Genomic DNA, 19,737 nt, shown 5'->3' with positions numbered 1-19,737 from the left:
ACGACGGCGGCCCGGGGCGCCGGACGTCCGCGACGACGTCGGGCCACGGGCCAGGGCCGTCCGCGCGGCCTGAATCCCGGCAGGCTCACCCCATGGACCACAAGGAGATCCTCCATCAGGGGCTGCGCCGGCAGCGCGACGCCCTCTTCGCGAAGCTGGACGGCCTGCCCGAGCGGGAGGTCCGCCTGCCCCGCACCCCCACCGGCACCAACCTGCTGGGCCTGCTCAAGCACGCGGCCACGTGCGAGCTCGAGTACTTCGGCGAGGTCTTCGGCCGCCCCGCCGGCATCCCCCTGCCCTGGGACGCGCCGGGGGTGGGCGAGGAGGACGGCGCGGACCTGTTCGCCGCCGAGGACGAGACCCTCGAGGACGTCCTCGACTACGCGCGGCGATGCTTCGCGCACGCGGACGCGACCATCGAGGCCCTCGTCTTCGACGCGCGGGGGCGGGTCCCCTGGTGGCCCGCGCACCTGGCCGAGGTGACTCTGGCGCAGATCCTCTCCCACGTGGCCCTCGACGCGGCCCGCCATGCCGGCCACGCCGACATCCTGCGCGAGGGGATCGACGGGCAGGCCGGCCTGCGCGGCCCCGGGGACAACCTGCCCGGCTGGGACGCCGAGCGGTGGGCCGCGCACGTGCGGCGGCTCGAGGGGATCGCCCGGGGTGCGGGCCCGGTGCGCTAGCGTCCGCGGTGATGACTCCCCGCTCGCTCGCCGGTCTGGCCCTCACCGTCGCCGCCCTGATGTCCGCCTTCGTGCTGATGGCGCCGACGGCGCCGGGGCTGTTCGTCGGCGTGCTCACGGTGGGGACCTTCGGGTTCGGCCCGTTCTACGGGGAGCCCTCGCGGCAGCTCGTGGACCGGCCGTGGAGGCGGGACACGCGCTGGCGCGATCTCGCCCGCCGGGTCCGCACCGACTGGCTCTCCCGGCAGCTGGGCGCCGTCGGCTGGAACGCGGCCATCAGCCGCCGCATCACCGGCCGGGCCGACCTGCGGCGCATCCGCACCGCCGCCGTGGGCTCCCTCGTCAGCCACGCCGCCTCCGCGGGTCTGCACGCGGTGGCGGGCGTGGCGCTGGCGGCCGTCGGGCATCCGGTCTGGGGCGTGGTCGCGGTGGCCCTGGGGCTCGTGGTGCACGCCTGGCCGGCCCTGCTGCAGGTCTCCGTGCTCGGGCGCATCGACGGACTCCAGACGCAGATCCGCGGGGACCAGCTGCTCTGGTGACCGGCCGGCACCGGGCGGCCCGGCCGAGCACTTTGTGGGCCGAATCCGACGGATGAGCCCCTGAATCGGGCACGGGAGCGTCGCATTCGGCCCGCAAAGCGGTGGGGAGGGGGCAGCGGGGAGAGGGCGGCGAGGAGAGGGCGGCGGGGAGAGGGCGGCACCGCGCGCTCAGCCCTACGCTCGGACCCATGACCGAGCACACATCCGAGCACACCCCCGAGAACCCCCACGTCGTCCGCCGCGGCTCCGGCGTCCCGCTGATCGAGGTGCACGGCAACAGCGTGGACCACCGGCTGCTGCTGCCGCTCGACGACGCCCTCGCCGAGGCCGGGGAGGTCGAGCGGATCTACGTGGACCTGCCGGGCTTCGGCCGGACCTCGGCCCTCCAGGACGACGGCGGCCTCCCCGAGCTCGCCGCCTGGCTCGTGGACTGGATCCGCGCGGAGGTCGGCGAGCGGCCGTTCGCGGTGCTCGGCAACTCCCTCGGCGGCCTGCTCGCCCGGCACGTGGCGGCCGAGTTCGGCGCGCAGGTGTTGGGGCTGGGGCTGCTCGCGCCCGTCGTCGACCCGGACGAGGACCGGCGCACCCGCACCGACCTGGTGGTGCGCGAGCGCGACGACGCCTTCATGTCTACCCTCGACCCCGACGACGCCGCCCCGTTCCTCGAGATGTCCCCGCGGCTGACGCGGGACACGTGGGAGCGGTTCCGCGAGCACGCGCTGCCGGGCGTCCGCGCCGTGGACGAGGAGGCGCTGAAGCGCCTGTCCGCGCGCTACGTCCTGGACGCCGTGCCGGAGGAGGCCGCGCCGCCGTTCGAGGGGCCCGCCCTGATCCTCACCGGCCGGGAGGACCACCTCGTCGGCTACCGGGACCAGGCCGCGCTCCTGGAGCATTACCCGCGCGCCACCTACGCGGCGCTCGACGCCGCCGGCCACAACGTGCACCTGGACCAGCCGGAGGTCGCCGAGGCGCTCGTCCGCGCGTGGGCGGTGCAGGTGGGCCGCGCGGCGTCGGACTGAGGCGGGGTCAGGGGGAGGGACGGGCCTCCACCCGGGCCTCCGCCTCGGCGCCCGCCCCCACCCCGACGCCGGCCCGCGCCAGCAGGCCGTCGGCCACCCGCAGCAGGGCGGCGACCGCCACGAAGAACACGAGGATCGCCACCACGTAGACGGCGACGCCGTCGTAGCCCAGCCGCGGGACGTCCAGGATCGTGTACGGGTACCAGTCCAGCCACGGCCCGCGCAGCAGCGTGAACGCCAGCCAGGCGAGCGGGATGAGCGTGGACAACCACACCACCCGCCACGTGATCTGCCGCCGCGGCCCGAAGACCGCCCACAGCACCGGGGTGAGGATCGGCGTGACGATGTGCTGCAGGGTGTCGTTGAACCGCTCGACGGCGGTCATCGGGTCGGCGTCCCGCAGCAGCACGTTGAACACCACGCCCGTGATCACGATGCACACCACCCCCGTCACCCGCAGCACCCGGAACAGCGTGCCCGGCCGGTGCAGGCGCAGCGCCAGCAGCAGGGACGTCAGCCCCACCAGGAAGTTCGAGAGGAACGTGAAGTACGTGGGCTGGTTGAGCATGTGCTCCCAGCCGCCCTCGAGCACGCCCGCGTAGCCCGCGTCGGCCGGCAGGTCCGAGGACTTCCACGAGCCGATCCACAGTGAGAGCAGGTTGCCGCCCAGGGACAGGGCCGCGGCGACGGCGAAGGCAGGCCGCGCCGTCGTCGTCCAGCGGCCGGAGGGGGTGGGGAGGGTCATGCGCCCATCCTGCCGGAGCGCGACGCCGCCCCCGGTGCACTGGCCGAGCCGCTCGGGCCGGCGGGCGTGTCCCGGCCGGCGGTCCGGACCCTACGCTCGGCACCATGATCCGGACCCCCTGGACCCGCACCCCCGCCGGCGCGAGGCGCGCGCGCCGCCCCCGACAGTTCCGCCGCGTGACGACGACCGGGCCCGCCGCCGTGGACGTGGCCTGGGCCCGCTACGCCGACCTGCGCCTGTGGCCGCGGTGGGCTCCGCAGATCCGCGCCGTGGAGGCGCCACGGCGCCGGCTGCGGGCCGGGCTTCGCGGCGTGGTCCACGCGCCCCTGGGGCTGCGCGTCCCGTTCGTGGTCGAGGAGGTCGACGATGACGCCCGCACCTGGCGGTGGACGGTGCGGGTGGCCGGGACGGCGGTCTCCATGACGCACGACCTCACCGCCACCCCCCGCGGCACCCGGGCGGGGCTGACGGTCCACGGGCCCGCCGTCGTCGCCCTGGCCTACCGACTGCCGGCCCGCGTGGCGCTGCGGCGGCTGTGCCGGGCGCACCTCTGAGGGCGGACCGCCGGGCCGGGCCTGTGGCCAGGGGCCCCGCCCGCCTCACACCGCCGCGGCGTCGGTCCGCAGCTCGACGCGCGGCCAGTCGGCGAGGTCGGCGAGCATCTGCCGGTCGTGGGTCACCACGACGACGGCCTGCTCCGTGACCTGCAGGGCCTCGGTCATCTCGTCCACGAGCGCGGGGGAGAGGTGGTTCGTCGGCTCGTCCAGCAGCAGCACGTGGGGGCGCTCGATGAGCACCATCGCCAGGTGCAGACGGGCCTGCTGCCCCTGGGACAGGCGTCCGACCGGGGTGTCCGCGGCCTCGGCGGTGAGCAGCCCGAGCGAGGGCAGCGTGGGGGCCGGCAGGGGACGGCCCAGGTCGTCGACGCCGGCCTCGTCCGCGCCGACGCGGCGCACGTGCTCCTCGAACACGGCGGCGGCGGTGCGCTCCTCGTCCCACGCGGGGGTCTCCTGCGCCACGAGGCGCACGCGCACGTCGGCGCCCACGGTCACCAAGCCGCTCGTGGGCTCCAGGTCCCCGGCGAGCACGCGCAGCAGCGTGGACTTCCCGGCCCCGTTCGGGCCCGTCACCAGCACGCGGCCGCCCGGCACGAGGGCCGCGCCCATCGGCTGCTCGAGCCGCCCGGCCACGCGCACGGCGTCCGCGGTGAGCAGGACGTCGTCGCCCGCCGTGCCCGGCCCGCCCGCCGTGCCCGCCGCCGCGTCCGCGCCGTCCCGCGGGTCGCCGTCGGGCATGTCCGCGAACGGCCAGTCCAGGCGCAGGGGCGGCTCGGGCACGGTGATCCGGTGCGCCTCCAGCTCGTCGAAGCGCCGGTTGAACATCTGCACGATCCCCGCCGACCGGCTCGAGCGCTGGTGCTTGCCGGTGCCCTTCGGGGGCCGCCACGAGCCCTGCATCTGCTCCCGCGCGTCCTCCACGGCCAGCTCCAGCCGCTCGCGCTCGGCGTTCTGCTCGGCGTACTCCTGCTCCCAGGCGGCCCGGGCGCGGCGGCGCCCCTTCGCCCAGCCGGCGTACCCGCCGGAGTACCGCCGCGGCCGCCCGTCCTGGCTGGGATCCAGGTCCACGATGTCGGTGCACACGGCGCGCAGCAGGGCGCGGTCGTGGCTGACGACGGCGACCCCGCCCGGGTGCTCCACCAGCCGGCGGGTGAGGAAGTCCAGGGCGACGTCGTCCAGGTGGTTGGTCGGCTCGTCCAGCAGCAGCAGGTCCGGCCGGGAGCCGAGGGTGACGGCCAGGCGCACCCGGTGGCGCTGGCCGACCGAGAGCGATGTGAGGGGGTGCTCGCGGTCCGTGCACGCGTGCAGCCCCTCGAGGTCCATGTCCACGCGCCGGCCGGCGTCCCAGGCGTCGTAGAGGTGGGCCCGCTCCAGCGCGGTGGAGTACCGGTGTCCGGCGCCGGCGTCGTCGGGGGCCTCGGCCAGGGCGGCCGCGGCGGCGTCCAGGGCCTCGAGTGCGGCGTGCGGGCCCGTGAGGGCGTCGCGGACCAGGTCGCCCACCGTGCGGGAGCGCCCGTCGGCCCGCGCCCGCAGCGCCTGCGGGACGAACGCGAGCGTGCCCGCCCGCGTCACGCGGCCGACGTCGGGCGTGATCCGGCCCGTGAGCACGTGGAGCAGCGTGGTCTTGCCGCGCCCGTTCTCACCCACGATCCCGAGCCGCGAGCCGGCGTTGATCCGCACCGTGGCGTCCGTGAGCACGCGGTGCCCGCCGAGCGAGACGGTCAGGTGCTCGCCGCGCAGGTGGGCGGCGGGCCCGGCGGGCAGGGCGGGGGAGGGAGGGCCGGAGGTCATGTCCGCCAGTCTAGGGAGGGGGCGCGCTGCCGCGTCCGGGGTCGGGACTACGCTCGGGGCCATGTCCGCCGCCCCGCCGCCGCCCGCCTTCGGCACCGTCCTGCACCACCGCGCCCACGGGATGGCCCCGGGGGAGTCCATCTCCCCGCCGCTGGTCCACGCGAGCGCGTTCCACCTGCCCGGCGCGGACCCGGACGGCGCCCCCACCGCCCCCGGCGCGGACGTGCCTTTCCAGTACGCGCGCTGGGCCACGCCCACCTGGTCCGCGCTCGAGGCCGCCCTGGGCGCGCTGGAGGACGCCGACGTCGCCGTGGTCCCCTCCGGCATGGCCGCGATCGCCGCCGTCCTGCTGCCCCTGCTGCACCCGGGGGACCGCGCCCTCCTGCCCGCGGACGGCTACGGGCCCACCCGCGCCCTCGCCGCCGAGCACCTCACGCCCCGAGGCGTGCACGTGGACCTGGTCGCCACCCAGGGGCTCGCCCATGCGGACCTGAGCGGCTACGACCTGGTGCTCGTGGAGACCCCCTCCAACCCGGGGCTGCGCGTCGCGGACCTGGCGGACGTCGCCGCCCGCGCCCACGCGAACGGCCGCCGGGACGGCGCGGGGGCCCTCGTGGTGGTGGACAACACGCTGCTGACCCCCCTGGGGCAGCGCCCGCTGGAGCTGGGGGCGGACGTGGTCGTGGCCTCGGACACGAAGGCCGTCAACGGGCACACGGACGCCCTCGGCGGGCACGTGGCCAGCCGGGACCCGCAGGTGATGGCGCGGGTGCGCGGCTGGCGGACCCTGGCCGGCGGGATCCTGGGCACCCACGAGGCCTGGCTCATCCACCGCGGTCTCGAGACCCTCGAGGTCCGCTTCGCCCGGATGTGCGCCTCGGCGCAGGCGGTCGCGGAGCTGGCCGCGGGCCACCCGGCGGTGCGCGCCGTGGTCTACCCGGGGCTGGCGGACCACCCGGACGCGGAGGTCGTGGCGCGTCAGATGACGGCGGCGGGCGGCCTCGTCGGGCTGCGGTTCGCGGACGCGGCGGCGGCCGAGCGGTTCATCGCCGCGGCGCAGTACGTGGTGCCGCAGACCAGCTTCGGCGGCACGCACACGGCGGCCGAGCGCCGCGCCCGCTGGGGCGACGACGTCCCGGACGGTTTCGTGCGTCTGTCCGTGGGCGTGGAGCCCACCGCCGAGCTGCTGGCCGACCTGGAACGCGCGATGACCGCCGCGGGCGGCGGGCCGACCGCCTGACCCGCGCCCTCCGCACTTTGTGGGCCGAATACGACTCTCCCGGGGGCTCTGGGGCCCGGGAGAGTCGTATTCGGCCCTGAAAGTGAGCGCCGCCGAGACCTCACCCTGACCCGCGTCCCGGCTACGCTCGCGGACGAGGCCGCCCACCCGCGCCTCGCCCGCCCGCCCCGCCCCAGGAGACCCGCCCCATGCAGCTCGACCTGATCGTGGAGAACGCCCGCCTCATCACCGGCGACCCCGCCCGCCCGTCGGCCTCGCGGCTGGGGGTGTGGCGGGGCGTCGTCGTCGGGGTGGACGAGGAGCTGGACGGCCTCGCGGCACGCGAACGCCTCGATGCGCGGGGGCGCACCGTCCTCGCCGGGTTCAACGACGCCCACGCGCACAGTGTCTGGTTCGGCCAGTCCCGGCTGGACGTGGACCTCGAGGGTGCGCGCACGGCGGAGGAGGTCCACCGCCGGGTCCGCGCCCGCGCCGCCGAGCTCGACCCCGGCGCCTGGGTAACGTGCACCGGCTTCGACCCCGGCCACCTGACCGGCCCCCAGCCGGACCGGGACGGCCTCGACGCCGCCGCCTCCGGGCGCCCCGTGCTCATCCGCCACAACACGGGCCACGCCGTCACGGTGTCCGGGGCGGTGCTGGTCCTGGCCGGCGTGGGGGAGCAGGTGCTGCAGCAGCCCGAGGGCGGGCGGATCCTCACGGACGCCGAGGGTCGACCCACCGGTCTGTTGGAGGAGACCGCCATGAGCCTGGTGACCCGGCTGCTGCAGTCGGAGTCCCACGAGCACATCGGCGCGTGCCTGGCGCGGGCGTCGCAGGGGTACGCGGCCGAGGGCATCACCTCGGTGACGGATGCGGGGGTGGCCGGCGGGTGGATCGGGCACAGCCCGCTCGAGTTCGGCGCGTATCAGCGCGCCCGGGACGCGGGGCTGCTGCGCACCCGCTTCCAGACGATGGTCACCCTGGACGCGCTGCACTCGGTGGACGGCCATCCCGACGACGGCACGCACCTCACCCTCGACGCCGGCGTGCGCACGGGCGTGGGCGACGAGTGGCTGCAGATCGGGCCGGCGAAGGTGTTCACGGACGGGTCGATGCTCGGGCAGACCGCCGCGATGACCGAGGACTACTGCGGCCACGGTCATGGCCGCGGTTACCTGCAGCAGGACGCGGGGGAGATGCGCCGGGCGTGCCTCGGTGCGGCGGCCGCCGGCTGGGCGCTGGCCCTGCACGCGATCGGCGACGCCGCCCTCGACTTCGCCCTCGACGTGATCGCCGAGGCGCGGGGCCGGTTCGGGCGGCCCGTGATGCCGCACCGCGTGGAGCACGGCGGGGTGGTCCGCGACGATCAGGTGGCCCGTATGGCCGAGCTGGAGGTCGTGATGGCCACCCAGCCGAACTTCATCAGCGCGTTCGGCGGGTCGGTGCGGGAGCGGATCGGGCCGGAGCGGGCCGCGCTGTCGTACCCGGCCGGGCGGCTGCTGCGCGCGGGCCTGGTGCTGCCGGGCAGCTCGGACCGTCCCGTGGCCGGCGGCCGCCCGCTGGAGGTCATCCAGGACTTCGTGCTGCGCCGCACCGAGACCGGCGAGCAGTACGGCCCGGACGCGGAGCGGCTCACGGTGGCCGAGGCCCTGCACGCCTACACGGTCGGCTCCGCGGAGGCGACCGGCTGGGGCGGCCGCAAGGGGCGGCTCGTCGCAGGCCAGCTCGCGGACTTCACGGTGCTCAGCGAGGACCCGCGCGTGGTGCCGAGCGACCAGATCGCGGCGATCGACGTCGTCGCCACAGCCGTGGGCGGGGAGTTCGTGCACGGCGGGCTGTGACGCCCGGTCCCGGCACCGGCCCCGACTCCTCGCGACGAGCCCTGCGATATGGCCCTTACCCGCCTGGTTTAGGGGCCATATCGCAGGGCTCGTCATCCAGGGGAGCGGGTGGGGCACGTCCGGTGACCCGGCGGTCAGCCGTGGCTCTGCTGGGGGGCTGCTCCCTACGCTCGGAGGACGGCGCGCAGACCGCGCGTCGCCCCGAGACCGTGAGGAGCACCCCGTGGCGCACGACGACGCGAACACCACCACCACCGACCAGCTCACCCTGCAGGACCCCACGAAGCGCTACCCCGTGATCAGCCCGCCGGAGCAGTCGCTGCCCGGCACCGGCCTGGACGCGGAGATGACGCCGAAGGTCGATCTGGGTGAGAAGTCCTACCGCGGCACCGGCCGTCTCGAGGGCCGCAAGGCGCTCATCACCGGCGGCGACTCCGGCATCGGCGCGGCCACCGCGATCGCGTTCGCTCGCGAGGGCGCCGACGTCGTGATCACCTACCTGCCGGAGGAGGAGAAGGACGCCCAGCACGTCCTCGAGGTCCTGCAGGCGGAGGGGCGCACCGCCGTCGGGATCCCCGGTGACCTGCGCGACAAGACGTTCTGCGTCGACCTCGTGGCCCAGGCGGTCGAGAAGCTCGGCGGGCTGGACGTGCTGGTGAACAACGGCGGCAAGCAGGTGGCGCAGGACTCGATCGAGGACATCGACGACGAGCAGCTCGAGGCCACCTTCGACATCAACATCCTGGCCCAGTTCCGCCTGGTCAAGGCCGCCCTGCCGCACCTGAAGCCGGGCTCCACGATCATCAACACCACCTCCGTGGTCGCCTACATGGCCCCGGAGCAGCTGGTGGACTACTCCGCCACCAAGGCCGCCATCAACACCTTCACGAAGGCCCTGGGCCAGCAGCTGGCCCCGAAGGGCATCCGCGTGAACGCCGTGGCGCCCGGGCCGATCTGGACCCCGCTGCAGCCCTCCGGCGGCCAGAAGCCGGAGGCCCTGCCGGAGTTCGGCCAGTCCACTCCGCTGGGCCGCGCCGGGCAGCCCACCGAGCTCGCCCCGGCGTACGTGTTCCTGGCCTCGCCGGAGTCCTCCTACGTGGTGGGCGCGACCATCCCGGTCACCGGCGGCATGCCGACGCCGTGAGGTGAGGCCTGTCAGGCGGGGCGTGTACCCCGCGATAGACAAGGTGACGGTCGTGGTCGCCTCCGGACACCGGAAGCGACCACGACCGTCACCTTGTCTGTGGGGTGGGGCTGCAGGCTCCACAGCCTTGTGCGGAATCACCTGATGGAGCCCGGCGGTGTCGCGCGGAGCCGGCTCAGCGAAGACGCGGAGATCCCGCGTGGTGTGCGTCTGGGCGCAGTTCTCAGGCACAGACCTAGCCTCAACGAAGGGGGTGGGTGACTCCGCGCGACGAAGACGACCCTACGTGAGGACGCGCGTGCTGGGGAGGCGCCCCCATGGCGCGCGGGGCAGGCGGGCCAGGGGATGTACCCCTACTAGCTGATAGTAAGTATGTGAGTGAGAACTTGCTAAGAGGGTTCCATTATTGACCCTGTGCGCCCGCTCTGTCAGCATCTGTGTCATGCCTCACCGAGGCTTCCGACCACTCGATCTTCGCGCGGGAGGCGGACACGTTAAGCGGGGGCAGCGCCCGAGCGAATGGGGCGGCCCCGAGACCAGGACGAAAGGCCGCGTCATGTCTGACTTCGACACCCTGTCCCTCGAGGACCTCCTCGCCGCGTGTGCTCCCGGGGGGAGCACCTCACTCTTGTCGGAGACCCCGCTCCGGCCCGCCGGCGGCCCCGGGGCGGTGATCGCGCCGGCCAAGGTGATCGAGGGCCGGGGTGAGCCCACCTACGCCTACGAGCGTCGGATGGAACTCGACGAGGCCGGTCAGCCGCGACCGGTGTGGACCGTCGTCGTGGACAGCAAGCAGTCGGTCTCCAACCGGGACGAGGACGCCATCATCTCCGCTCGGCGGGATCAGGGGACACCGGAGGGAGAGGCGCTGCGCAAGGTGCCGACCATCGAGGTGCGTTACGGAGAGGCTGTCGAGTCGGATCTCTCCCTGCCTCATCGTGCGTTCGACGGACACATCCGGGCGGCCACCCTTGACGGTGCTCCCGTGACGCAGACCGAGGCCTACCGTGCACTGCGAGACGCCACGAAGCTCGACGCCCGGGCTCTGCTGGACGCCGCACCGACGGCCTTGGTCCTCGGCGCATGGGACTCCACTCGGAAGTCGCATCAGGGCCGCTACCAGTCCTGCATGACGGGTGAGATCATCGGCGTTCTGGCCGACCAGGACCAGGAGGGCGGGGCGCCGCGGACCAATCGGCGCGCAGCTGGCCGTGTGGACCCCGTCGCGGCGAGCGTCAAGCCATCGGCCAAGGACGTCGAGGCACTGGTCAAGGCGCAGGCGGGTGAACTGAGCGCCAAACTGCAGGACAAGGTGCTCGCCGAGGCCAAGAAGAAGGGGGAGACCGGATCGTCCATGTCCACGCTCGGCCTGGGCCACATCCCGCCGGTCCTCGGCGAACTGGGCGGTGTCGCGTGCCGTTCCATCATGCGACGACGCCTCCTGTCCTTTTCCGCGCTCCGTCAGCTCCGCTTCGGCGGCACGACGGAGCAGGACGTGGCGTGCCGCGCCCTGCTCGCGGCCTACGCCCTGCTCGGCATGGCCCTCTCGGACCGCGAGCTGCATCTGCGTGCGAACTGCCATCTGGTCGAATCCGATGAGCCGACCGTGACCCTCGACCTCCGGTACGGCAAGTCCCGGGCGCTCGCCCCCATCACGGACGAGGTGGCCGTCCAGGTGTTCGAAGCGGCGCTGGCGCATGCGAAGTCGGTCGCCGGTGTCGAGTGGAACGGGCAGACCATCCAACTGGTGGGCGACCCGGCGATCCTGGGCGCCGCCAGCACCGACGACGTCGAGGTGTGACCATGGGCGGACTCGTCATCAGCGCGGACTTCCCGCTGGGCGTCTACACGGGCCACGGGCCGGACGGCGGCGCAGAGCGATTCCCTGATGTCGCGAGGCTCTTCTCGGCCCTCGTGCAGGCGGCCGCTGCGGGGACTCTTTCGACGGGGGATCCTGAGGCTCCGTTCACGGCAGAGTCGTTGGCCGCCCTGGACTGGCTCGAGGAGCATCCGCCGGATGCGTTGGTCCTGCCTGGTCACACGCCCGTGGCACCTGGCGTGCGACGCTTCGCGTACCGGAAGGAGGGGGTCTTCCTCAAGGAGGTCGGCAAGACCAACTACAAAGTGACCGGCCGGCCTGTCTCGGACGGAACTGCGCTCGGCGGCCCCGTGCAGTGGGTCTGGGATGACGGGCCCAGCGGGACGGACACACAGGTCTGCTCAACTCTGGAACAACTCTGCGCGGACGTGCCCCATCTCGGAGAGGCGTCGTCGCCCGTACGTCTGACGGTGCACGAGGGGGAGGGCCTTCCGGCGCCCACGCATCGACGTGACCGGAATGCAAGTCTGCGTGCGGTCCCCGGTGCGGTGCGGCAGGCGATGCCGAGTCCCGGACGGAGGGCAGAGCTCGACCGTGCCCACGCGGCAACGACGCTGGGGCGGAAGCCCTCGGCTAGCGGCGACAAGCACACGACGTCGGCGGTGCCGCATGCCACCCTGCCGCCGCGCGACCACCTCCGGAGCGGGATCTTCGCGCCGGTCGAGCACCACGAACCTGACGTTCCCTGGACCCAGGTGCTGGCGGTCCCCGTCATCGGGGCCAACTCCACTGTCCCTGAAGAGCGGTACGTGAGTGTCTGCGTCGCCCTGCACCGCGCGCTCGTGTCGCGCCTGGGCCCCGACGCCCCGCCGGAGATCACCGGCCGTTATGCGCCGTCCGTCGCCCCACCGGCCAACCGTGTCGCACTCCACCTGGCGCCGGGGGACCTTCCGAACCTGCCGTTCTCGGACGGACGGGATCGATTCCTCGTCCTGGTGCCGCGAGGGATGCCCGGGCCCGCCCTGGGGATGCTGGCATCAGCCTTGGCCGGGGTCCGCCGTGTCGTCACCTCAGAGCACCAGCTGACCGTTGCACCTGAGGAGATCGAGGTGTACGACGGGACTGAATTCTGGAAGGCTCCGACCGAGGGTGCGGTGCGGACGTGGGACGCCCAGCCGGCCGTGGTCGTAGAGCGACGGCTCAAGTCCAAACCCCCGATCCGGGACGTCGACCTGGCTGCCGCATGGTCTTTGGGCAATGTGCTCCGTGACGTCGAACCGGCGTTCGCGACGAAGGACCCTGTCGCTCGGCACGCAGCGGTTGTGGAGAGCGGGGCGCAGCTTCGGGGCAGGGCGTTCCGCACGCTCACGCCGACGGCGTACGTCCACCGTACGGACCGCCGCAGCCCCATCGAGCCGTTCCGCCTCACGCTCACTCTCAGCACCGCCGTGCCTGACCGGGCCATCCTCGCGCTCGGTCAGAGCCGTCATCTGGGCTGCGGACTGCTGGTGCCCACGGACATTCCCGGATCGACCCAGGAGCGGTCATGAACGTCAATGACAAGGCGGCCTTGACCGTCGCCATCGATGAGTTCGACGAGTTCTTCGCCGCCGTGAACCATGGCCGTGAGCCCTACGCCTGGCAGCGTGCTCTGCTGAGGCAGGTCGTGACGACGGGACGCTGGCCTGACGCCGTCGTTGCGCCCACGGGCGCTGGCAAATCGAGCGTCTTGGAGGTGCACGTCTTCGCGGTGGCCATGACCCACGCACCCGGGTGGGAAGGGGCCCGGGCCCCTCGTCGCCTCTGGCACGTGGTGGGGCGCCGAGCGCTCGTTGACGACATGGCCTCCCGGGCCGAGGCTGTGTTCGATCAGCTCGCCGAGATCACGGACGTCCCGATCGAGGCGCCTTTGAGCCGAGTCGCAGCTGCCCTGAGGCGCATCTCGCCGGCCGGGCAACCGGGCTCGGTGACAACGCTCCGCGGCGGGATCGCACCGGAGCGTGGATGGCAGGACGACCCGGTCTCCTGCCAGGTGATCTGTGCGACGCCGGACATGGCCGGCAGCCGGCTCCTGTTCCGTGGCTATGGCTCCACCGCAGGGATGCGTCCCCGCGAGGCGGGGCTGATCGCATACGACTCCGTGCTGATCCTGGACGAGGCCCATCTCAACCGGCAGCTGCTCACCACGGCTCGTCGCGTCGCGTCGCTCGCCGGTGAGTCACCTCTCGCCGCTCACGTGCCCGTACTGCAGGTCGTCGAGACGACGGCCACTCCGGCGGGACTCGCGCCGGCCCAGACTTCTATCGGCGTCGAGCTTTCGGACATCCGCACGGGTGCCGTGGGGGAGGCGCTCCTGCGCCGTCTGGACCGTCCGAAGCCAGTCCATCTGCACCTGGACGGCCCCTGGCTCGCTGGGGGCATAGCGCGTGAAACGACGCAGGGAGCGCAGGAGATCGCCCGCATGGTGACGGACGCCGTGCAGGCGGGACACACCCCCGTGGGGGTCGTCATGAACCGCGTCGCGTCGGCCCTGGCCGTTCATCGTGCCCTCCGCGGTCTCAATGGCGGCCTCGATGTCGTGCTCGTCGTAGGGCCGCGCCGGCGCTGGGAGCAGGCCCTCGAACGATCCCGGACCCCGGATGTCTACGTGGCGACCCAGGCGATCGAAGTCGGCCTCGACCTGGACTTCGGGTTCCTCATCACGGATATCGCGTCAGGGTCGGCGCTTGCGCAGCGGGCGGGGCGGCTCAACCGCACCGGGGCTCGGGAATCCGCCCCCATGCATGTGCTCTGTCCGTCCGCCGATCCCACGGCCAAGACGGCGGCCCCTTACGAAGTGCAGGACATCACCGACGCGCTCGAGTGGCTCCGGGATCGCGCGGAGGATCCGAAGGGGGTGAGTCCCGCTGCTCTCCTGGAGAACCCGGCCCCGTCCTCCACCCCGGCCAGGCCCGTCCTCAGCGAGATCGAAGCCGCGCGCGCGGCCCTGTTCAGCCGCACGTCCGAGGCACTGGCCGTCGAACCGGACTTGACGCTGTGGCTGAGGGACTCACTGGACGCGGAAACGGACGTCGCCGTCGTGGGCCGCCGGCTTCCCCGTCTCGGCGAAGACGCTGGAGAGGACTGGTCAGGGTTGGACCAGGCGGAGTCCGCGGCGTTGCTGGCGACTGCCCCACCTCAGCCGCATGAGGCCTATCCGGTCACGCTCTCCCGGCTGCGCCTGCTGCTCGCCGGGGGCCGCCGCGGGCGGGCGACGCCCGCGTTCGTACGTCGTGGACGCCAGTGGACGCTCGTGGATCCGGATGCCTCGGGTCACGGGATTGTCCCGGGGGATGTCGTCTGCGTCCCCCACGACTGGGCTGCCACACACCATCACGTCCTGGTCGAGGATGGCCGGGAGCCTGTCGGCGACGTCCTCGACCCGCGGTCTGCGGACGGGACGATGCTCTCGCTCGAACCGGTGAAGGCCAGTCAGCGCAGGGTGGTGTTCATGACCGGCGTCGCCTCGCCTGGCGTGCAGGACCACCTTCGATGCTCTCTATTGGAGGTCTGCGCGGACCTGCAGGAGGCGGACGTTCCGCTGACCCTCCTCAGCGTGCTGGATGCGTTGGATGACCGGGGACAGTCCGCGTGGCTCACCGCTTATCTCGGCCAGTGGGCGGACCCGGACCTGGTCGCACGATTCGACGTGAGGGTCCACGTGGGTGGCCGGGCTCCCGGCTCGCCGCAGCAGGCGGCATGGGTGGTGTTCGAGCTGCTGGACGCGGCCGATCCCGACGACGCCCAGCTGTCTGCGACAACCGGGCGCAGCCCTGTGTCCCTCGCCGAGCACCAGAGGGACGTGGCAGACCGGGCCGGCGAGTTCGCCCAGGTCCTCGGCCTGCCTGAGGGCCTGAAGCGGACGTTGACTGTGGCGGGGGCACACCACGACGACGGCAAGAGCGACGACCGCTACCAAGCTTGGCTGACCCAGGGCGTGGCTGGCGTGGACGAGCCGATGGCGAAGAGTCTGCTGAGCGCCCTGCCCTTCCGTCAGTCACGGTTCCTCCCCGCTGGCTGGCGGCACGAGCAGCTGTCCGCCGCAATGCTTCACGCGCATGCGGACGGGGCGGACGCCCTGGCCGTGCGTCTGGTGGGAACCAGCCACGGACATGGGCGCGGCACGTTCCTGATGGGCGCGGAGAGTCTTGTCCACCCGGAGGCACCCCCTCACGTCCGCATGGCCGCGGAGGAACTGTTCGACGTCGGAGTCTGGGACGCACTGGTTCTGTCCGTGGAACAGACGTGGGGGCTGTGGGCTGTGGCCTGGCTCGAGGCGGTCCTGCGGGCCGCCGACGTGACGATCTCGAAGGAAGGACGATGAACATGGCCCGCACGACTGAGCCGGTGACCCTGGCTGGGACGTGGGACGTGCTGCTGTCCCATGCGGCGCTGCTCGGCGCCGCGATGATCGTGGAGGAGGAACTGGGAGCCGGTGCCGTGCGGCTGCGGTGGACCGACGAGCCGGACTCTCGACCGCAGTTGTGTGGGGCAGGGCTTGATGCCGCGGCCTTTGGCAGCCTCATCCACCGGCATGCGACCCGGCATGTCCAAAACCCGGGGGGCTGGCTGTACTCCACGGACGCGGTGGCTGGATCGTTGTTCTCGGCCCGGACCAAGATGCCGGCGTCCGAGCACGGGTGGGCAGACCTGCTGCATGATCGCACAGAGGTGGCGCGGCCATTGCGCGGCCTCGACTCGGCTCTCGTGGTGGGCTTGGGGGAGCGGGCCTGGTGGCACAGGACGAGTAAGTCGTTCCGGCCGGACCATGGCGCGGCCGCCTGGGAGATGCGCACCAGGAACAAGGGCATGGAGTTCATCGCGCATTCGCTCCTCCCCACGGGAAGGGCCGTGGCCGGCCGAGCGGTGGAGGCAGTGACCTCGGGCCTTCTCGGGACCACGGTGGAGGACGAACCGGGCAAGAACAAGCCGGATTCCCGCACGGCGACGGGCATGGCCCCCCTGGGGCCGGTGGATGCTGCGCGGGCCTGGGTGGGGCTGTGGGCGCTCGCGGCCTTGCCCGTCTGGGCGGACAGCCACGGGCGGTCCGTTTCGTCCGCTCATATCCCAGCCCGCAGGGAGTCGTTGGCGCGGCTGTTGATGCCGGTGCCGACATCCTGGGTGACGGTGGCGCGGATGCAGGCCGCCTTGCGCTCGCGATACCTGCTCGTGGCGGGGGAAGACGCGACAGGGCCCAGCTTGGGCTCAGCCGAGACGACGGCGGCTCAGGCGATCCTGGAGGAGTGGGGGTTCGCTCAGATCCTGAGCTTCCCCGTGAACGTCACCGGCAGTGCGTCGGCCCCGGAGCGGCGCACTCTCGCGGCGAGGGCGCTGAGATGACTGAGCACGACACGGGGGAGCCGTATGCTGACTCGCTGCCATTCAGTCTGGTCGCGCACTGGAGTTTCTGCCCGCGTCGGGCATGGCTCGAGGCCATGGACGAGAAAGCGCCGAAGGTGGCGCAGATCCAGCAGGGAGTGGCGGACCATGCGCGGGTGGACGTGCCCACCACACGTGAGGCTCAGACGATGCGCGGCATCGACGTGCGCGACCCGTCTCTCGGCGTCCACGGGCGAGTCGACCGGGTCGAGCGACTCCCGTCGGGGCGTCTACGCGTCGTCGAGCACAAAGCCACCCCGGTGAAGCGAGCTGCCCGAATCAGCGATGCCAATCGTCTGCAGCTGGTACTGCAGACGATGGCGCTCGAATCCCAGGGGAACACGGTGGAGGACGCCGAGGTGTACTTCACCACCCATCACCGGCGGGTCCCGGTCGAGTTGAGTCCCTGATAGTGGTGTAACCCTCCCCGGTCGCCAACACCGTCCCCTTCACGGACGCGGTCACCGTGGGAGCCTTCGAGTGAACCTTCCACAGCACTCTCGAAAGGACATCACCACGATGACCGCTCCACACATTGTCGACCCTGAACGCCTTCTGCGCGAAGCTCTCGGGGAGGCCTCTCCCGATCTGTTGCGCCACCTGCTGCAGACCGTGATCAACGCCCTGCTCTCCGCCGACGCGGACGCGGTCTGCGGCGCCGAGTACGGCAAGCCCTCCGAACATCGGACAGCGCAGCGCAACGGCTACCGCCACCGACCCCTGGACACCCGCGCCGGCACGATCGATGTGGCCATCCCCAAACTCCGGGCCGGCACGTACTTCCCGAATGGCTGCTCGAGCGCCGCAAACGGGCCGAGTCCGCACTGATCACCGTGGTCGCGGACTGCTACCTGGCCGGGGTCTCGACCCGGCGCATGGACAAGCTCGTACGGCAGCTGGGCATCGACTCGCTCTCGAAGTCCCAGGTCAGCCGGATGGCACAGGAGTTGGACGAGCACATCGAGGCTTTCCGCCACCGGCCTCTGGGCGAGGCCGGCCCGTTCGTGTTCCTCGCCGCCGACGCCCTGACCATGAAGGTGCGTGAGGGCGGGCGTGTGGTCAACGCGGTGGCCATGGTCGCCACCGGGGTCAACGCGGACGGGCGCCGCGAGGTCCTCGGGCTGAGGGTGGCCACCACGGAGTCCGGGGCGGGGTGGAACGAGTTCTTCGCGGACCTGGTGGCCCGGGGGCTGGCCGGGGTGGCACTGGTGACCTCGGACTCCCATCGCGGCCTCGTGGAAGCAGTGGCGGCGAACCTGCCCGGGGCCGTGTGGCAACGCTGCCGCACCCATTACGCGGCGAATCTGATGGCCGTGACCCCGAAGAGCATGTGGCCGGCGGTGAAGGCCATGCTCCACAGCGTGTATGACCAGCCCGACGGGCCGGCCGTGCACGCCCAGTTCGAGCGCCTGTTGGACTACGTGCAGGACAGGTTGCCCGCGGTGGCCGCCCACTTAGACGCCGCTCGACAGGACATCCTCGCGTTCACCTCGTTCCCGAGGGACGTGTGGTGCCAGATCTGGTCGAACAACCCCGCCGAGCGGCTGAACCGGGAGATCCGGCGCCGCACGGACGCGGTAGGGATCTTCCCGAACCGGGATGCCGTGGTGCGCCTGGTCGGGGCCGTGCTGGCCGAGCAGACAGATGAATGGGCCGAAGGCCGCCGGTATCTCGGCCTGGAACTGCTCGCCCGGTGCCGTGAGCCCCTGACCACGGAGCAAGAGACCGTGATGAGCACGGAGGTGATGCCGACCCTGCAGACCTGACAGGTACAAGCCCCCTACAACCTCGAAGACGGTTACACCACTTCCAGGGACTTGACCCCCGGTCGAGATCTCGGCAGCGCACCGAAAGGCCGCCCGTGATGCGGTGGCATCGGCTCGGTCCGTGGTCAACGGGAAGACCGCTCCGGCACCGTTACTGGACGACCCGAGGTGCATGCGGTGCTCCCACGCCTCCGTCTGCCTCCCTGAGGAACGGCAGGAAGCAGAAGTGCTGTCCCGAATCGTCCCGCCGGACCCTGCCGGTGAGACCCTGCACCTCACTGTGCCGGGGAGTCGAGCGAGCATGTCGGCCGGGCGGATCACGGTGGTGAAGGGCGATGAGCGGCTGGCCAGCATCCCTTTGGAGCGGGTGTCGGCCGTCGTGGTGCACGGCAACGTCGACCTCTCAGGAGCGTTGCTGCGGGAGCTGATGTGGCGAGGCCTTCCCTGTGTCTGGTGCACGGGGGCAGGGCGCGTCGTCGGGTGGACCAATGGAGTCAAGCCGCCGAATGGCGGCGCACGCTTCCGTCAGTTCGCGGCATCGGCCGAAGGCCGAGTGGACATCGCTCGCGAGTTCGTGGTGGCCAAGGTCGCGAACCAGGCTACGATCCTCCGGCGTTTCGGAGGCATGCCAGCTGTGGTCAAGCGTCTTCGATCGGCGACGCGACTGGCGAGCACGGCGACGTCCACCGGCCAGTTGTTCGGAATCGAGGGCCGGGCCGCCGCAGAGTATTTCGCAGGATTCCCGGGACTGCTGGCGCCAGGTGTGGACGCGGGCGTGGCTGAGTCCTTCCCCGGTCGGGTCGGGCGAGGGGCCACCGACCCGTTGAACATCGCCTTGAACTACGGGTATGGGATGCTCCTGTCCGAGGTGATCCGTGCGGTCCTGGCCTGCGGCCTGGACCCGCATGCCGGGGTGCTGCACTCCAGCGGACGGAACAAGCCGGCCCTGGCGCTGGACCTGATGGAGGAGTTTCGTCCGCCCGTGGTGGATTCCGCCATCTTGGCCGCGTTCAACAATGGCGAGTTGGGGCGACTGTCTTTCACTCACGTGCTCGGCGGCGCGCGGCTCACCCAGAGTTGAGTCCCTGATAGTGGTGTAACCCTCCCCGGTCGCCAACACCGTCCCCTTCACGGACGCGGTCACCGTGGGAGCCTTCGAGCGAACCTTCCACAGCACTCTCGAAAGGACATCACCA

15 protein-coding genes and 1 pseudogene are annotated in these 19,737 nt (G+C 72.4%); 14 read left to right on the top strand and 2 right to left on the bottom strand.

The genetic code is table 11. From position 1 onward, the window contains the following. Positions 1-92 precede the first annotated feature (92 nt). The 3 genes from B1A86_RS11185 (at position 93) to B1A86_RS11175 (ending at position 2,241) form a co-directional block, all read left to right on the top strand. Complete coding sequence (locus tag B1A86_RS11185; RefSeq protein WP_078025318.1) at positions 93-683, top strand: DinB family protein; 591 nt, start codon at positions 93-95, stop codon at positions 681-683. A gap of 11 nt (positions 684-694) precedes the next feature. Then, complete coding sequence (locus B1A86_RS11180) at positions 695-1,222, top strand: hypothetical protein (protein ID WP_036315583.1); 528 nt, start codon at positions 695-697, stop codon at positions 1,220-1,222. A gap of 188 nt (positions 1,223-1,410) precedes the next feature. Continuing rightward, positions 1,411-2,241 carry an alpha/beta fold hydrolase gene (locus B1A86_RS11175; RefSeq protein WP_078025319.1) on the top strand — a complete coding sequence of 277 codons (831 nt, stop codon included), beginning with the start codon at positions 1,411-1,413 and terminating at the stop codon, positions 2,239-2,241. Between the two features lie 7 nt (positions 2,242-2,248). On the opposite strand, the gene B1A86_RS11170 is transcribed toward B1A86_RS11175, so the two are convergent. Next, a complete protein-coding gene (locus B1A86_RS11170) occupies positions 2,249-2,986 on the bottom strand; it encodes a Pr6Pr family membrane protein (protein WP_020627044.1) in 738 nt (245 codons plus the stop codon). A gap of 104 nt (positions 2,987-3,090) precedes the next feature. Here B1A86_RS11170 and B1A86_RS11165 point away from each other — a divergent pair, with 104 nt between their 5' ends. Then, positions 3,091-3,540, top strand: coding sequence for an SRPBCC family protein (locus tag B1A86_RS11165; protein ID WP_020627043.1), 450 nt, complete (start codon positions 3,091-3,093; stop codon positions 3,538-3,540). 45 nt (positions 3,541-3,585) lie between these two features. On the opposite strand, the gene B1A86_RS11160 is transcribed toward B1A86_RS11165, so the two are convergent. Next, positions 3,586-5,334: an ABC-F family ATP-binding cassette domain-containing protein gene (locus B1A86_RS11160; protein WP_020627042.1), complete on the bottom strand. Its 1,749-nt coding sequence runs from the start codon at positions 5,332-5,334 to the stop codon at positions 3,586-3,588. A 61-nt stretch (positions 5,335-5,395) separates the two neighbouring features. Here B1A86_RS11160 and B1A86_RS11155 point away from each other — a divergent pair, with 61 nt between their 5' ends. The 10 genes and pseudogenes from B1A86_RS11155 to cas1 all read left to right on the top strand — a co-directional run bounded on the left by B1A86_RS11155 (position 5,396) and on the right by cas1 (position 19,622). After that, a complete protein-coding gene (locus tag B1A86_RS11155; RefSeq protein WP_020627041.1) occupies positions 5,396-6,574 on the top strand; it encodes a cystathionine gamma-lyase in 1,179 nt (392 codons plus the stop codon). Positions 6,575-6,762: 188 nt separating this feature from the next. Further along, positions 6,763-8,394, top strand: a complete 1,632-nt coding sequence (locus B1A86_RS11150) for an amidohydrolase (protein WP_041105065.1) — start codon at positions 6,763-6,765, stop codon at positions 8,392-8,394. 223 nt (positions 8,395-8,617) lie between these two features. Then, complete coding sequence (locus B1A86_RS11145; protein ID WP_041105063.1) at positions 8,618-9,538, top strand: SDR family oxidoreductase; 921 nt, start codon at positions 8,618-8,620, stop codon at positions 9,536-9,538. Positions 9,539-10,094: 556 nt separating this feature from the next. Beyond that, a complete protein-coding gene (gene cas7u, locus B1A86_RS11140; RefSeq protein WP_078025320.1) occupies positions 10,095-11,339 on the top strand; it encodes a type I-U CRISPR-associated RAMP protein Csb1/Cas7u in 1,245 nt (414 codons plus the stop codon). Between the two features lie 2 nt (positions 11,340-11,341). Continuing rightward, positions 11,342-12,907, top strand: a complete 1,566-nt coding sequence (csb2, locus tag B1A86_RS11135; protein WP_078025321.1) for a type I-U CRISPR-associated protein Csb2 — start codon at positions 11,342-11,344, stop codon at positions 12,905-12,907. Beyond that, on the top strand, positions 12,904-15,720 hold the full coding sequence (gene cas3u / locus B1A86_RS11130) for a type I-U CRISPR-associated helicase/endonuclease Cas3 (RefSeq protein WP_078025322.1): 2,817 nt from the start codon (positions 12,904-12,906) through the stop codon (positions 15,718-15,720). The genes csb2 and cas3u overlap by 4 nt, the downstream gene beginning before the upstream one ends. Before the next feature lie 2 nt (positions 15,721-15,722). Continuing rightward, a complete protein-coding gene (locus B1A86_RS11125) occupies positions 15,723-16,736 on the top strand; it encodes a hypothetical protein (RefSeq protein ID WP_078025323.1) in 1,014 nt (337 codons plus the stop codon). Beyond that, complete coding sequence (locus B1A86_RS11120; RefSeq protein ID WP_078025324.1) at positions 16,733-17,185, top strand: Dna2/Cas4 domain-containing protein; 453 nt, start codon at positions 16,733-16,735, stop codon at positions 17,183-17,185. Before B1A86_RS11125 ends, B1A86_RS11120 begins: the two co-directional genes overlap by 4 nt. Positions 17,186-17,294: 109 nt before the next feature. Continuing rightward, a pseudogene (locus B1A86_RS11115) lies at positions 17,295-18,541 on the top strand (IS256 family transposase). 226 nt (positions 18,542-18,767) lie between these two features. After that, the gene (gene cas1 / locus B1A86_RS11110; RefSeq protein WP_168196738.1) at positions 18,768-19,622 is read left to right on the top strand and encodes a CRISPR-associated endonuclease Cas1; all 855 of its coding nucleotides are present in this window, start codon (positions 18,768-18,770) and stop codon (positions 19,620-19,622) included. The last annotated feature ends 115 nt before the right edge of the window (positions 19,623-19,737 follow it).

This window comes from Micrococcus sp. KBS0714 (genome assembly GCF_002008305.4).
GTDB classification, from domain to species: domain Bacteria; phylum Actinomycetota; class Actinomycetes; order Actinomycetales; family Micrococcaceae; genus Micrococcus; species Micrococcus luteus.
Note: the sequence above shows the minus strand (reverse complement) of the source record. Positions and strands in the feature narration are given on the sequence as shown.

Coding starts and splice junctions, on each gene's coding strand:
- B1A86_RS11185 (WP_078025318.1), top strand. CDS start 93: ATGGACCACAAGGAGATCCTCCATCAGGGGCTGCGCCGGCAGCGCGAC.
- B1A86_RS11180 (WP_036315583.1), top strand. CDS start 695: ATGACTCCCCGCTCGCTCGCCGGTCTGGCCCTCACCGTCGCCGCCCTG.
- B1A86_RS11175 (WP_078025319.1), top strand. CDS start 1,411: ATGACCGAGCACACATCCGAGCACACCCCCGAGAACCCCCACGTCGTC.
- B1A86_RS11170 (WP_020627044.1), bottom strand. CDS start 2,986: ATGACCCTCCCCACCCCCTCCGGCCGCTGGACGACGACGGCGCGGCCT.
- B1A86_RS11165 (WP_020627043.1), top strand. CDS start 3,091: ATGATCCGGACCCCCTGGACCCGCACCCCCGCCGGCGCGAGGCGCGCG.
- B1A86_RS11160 (WP_020627042.1), bottom strand. CDS start 5,334: ATGACCTCCGGCCCTCCCTCCCCCGCCCTGCCCGCCGGGCCCGCCGCC.
- B1A86_RS11155 (WP_020627041.1), top strand. CDS start 5,396: ATGTCCGCCGCCCCGCCGCCGCCCGCCTTCGGCACCGTCCTGCACCAC.
- B1A86_RS11150 (WP_041105065.1), top strand. CDS start 6,763: ATGCAGCTCGACCTGATCGTGGAGAACGCCCGCCTCATCACCGGCGAC.
- cas7u (WP_078025320.1), top strand. CDS start 10,095: ATGTCTGACTTCGACACCCTGTCCCTCGAGGACCTCCTCGCCGCGTGT.
- csb2 (WP_078025321.1), top strand. CDS start 11,342: ATGGGCGGACTCGTCATCAGCGCGGACTTCCCGCTGGGCGTCTACACG.
- cas3u (WP_078025322.1), top strand. CDS start 12,904: ATGAACGTCAATGACAAGGCGGCCTTGACCGTCGCCATCGATGAGTTC.
- B1A86_RS11125 (WP_078025323.1), top strand. CDS start 15,723: ATGGCCCGCACGACTGAGCCGGTGACCCTGGCTGGGACGTGGGACGTG.
- B1A86_RS11120 (WP_078025324.1), top strand. CDS start 16,733: ATGACTGAGCACGACACGGGGGAGCCGTATGCTGACTCGCTGCCATTC.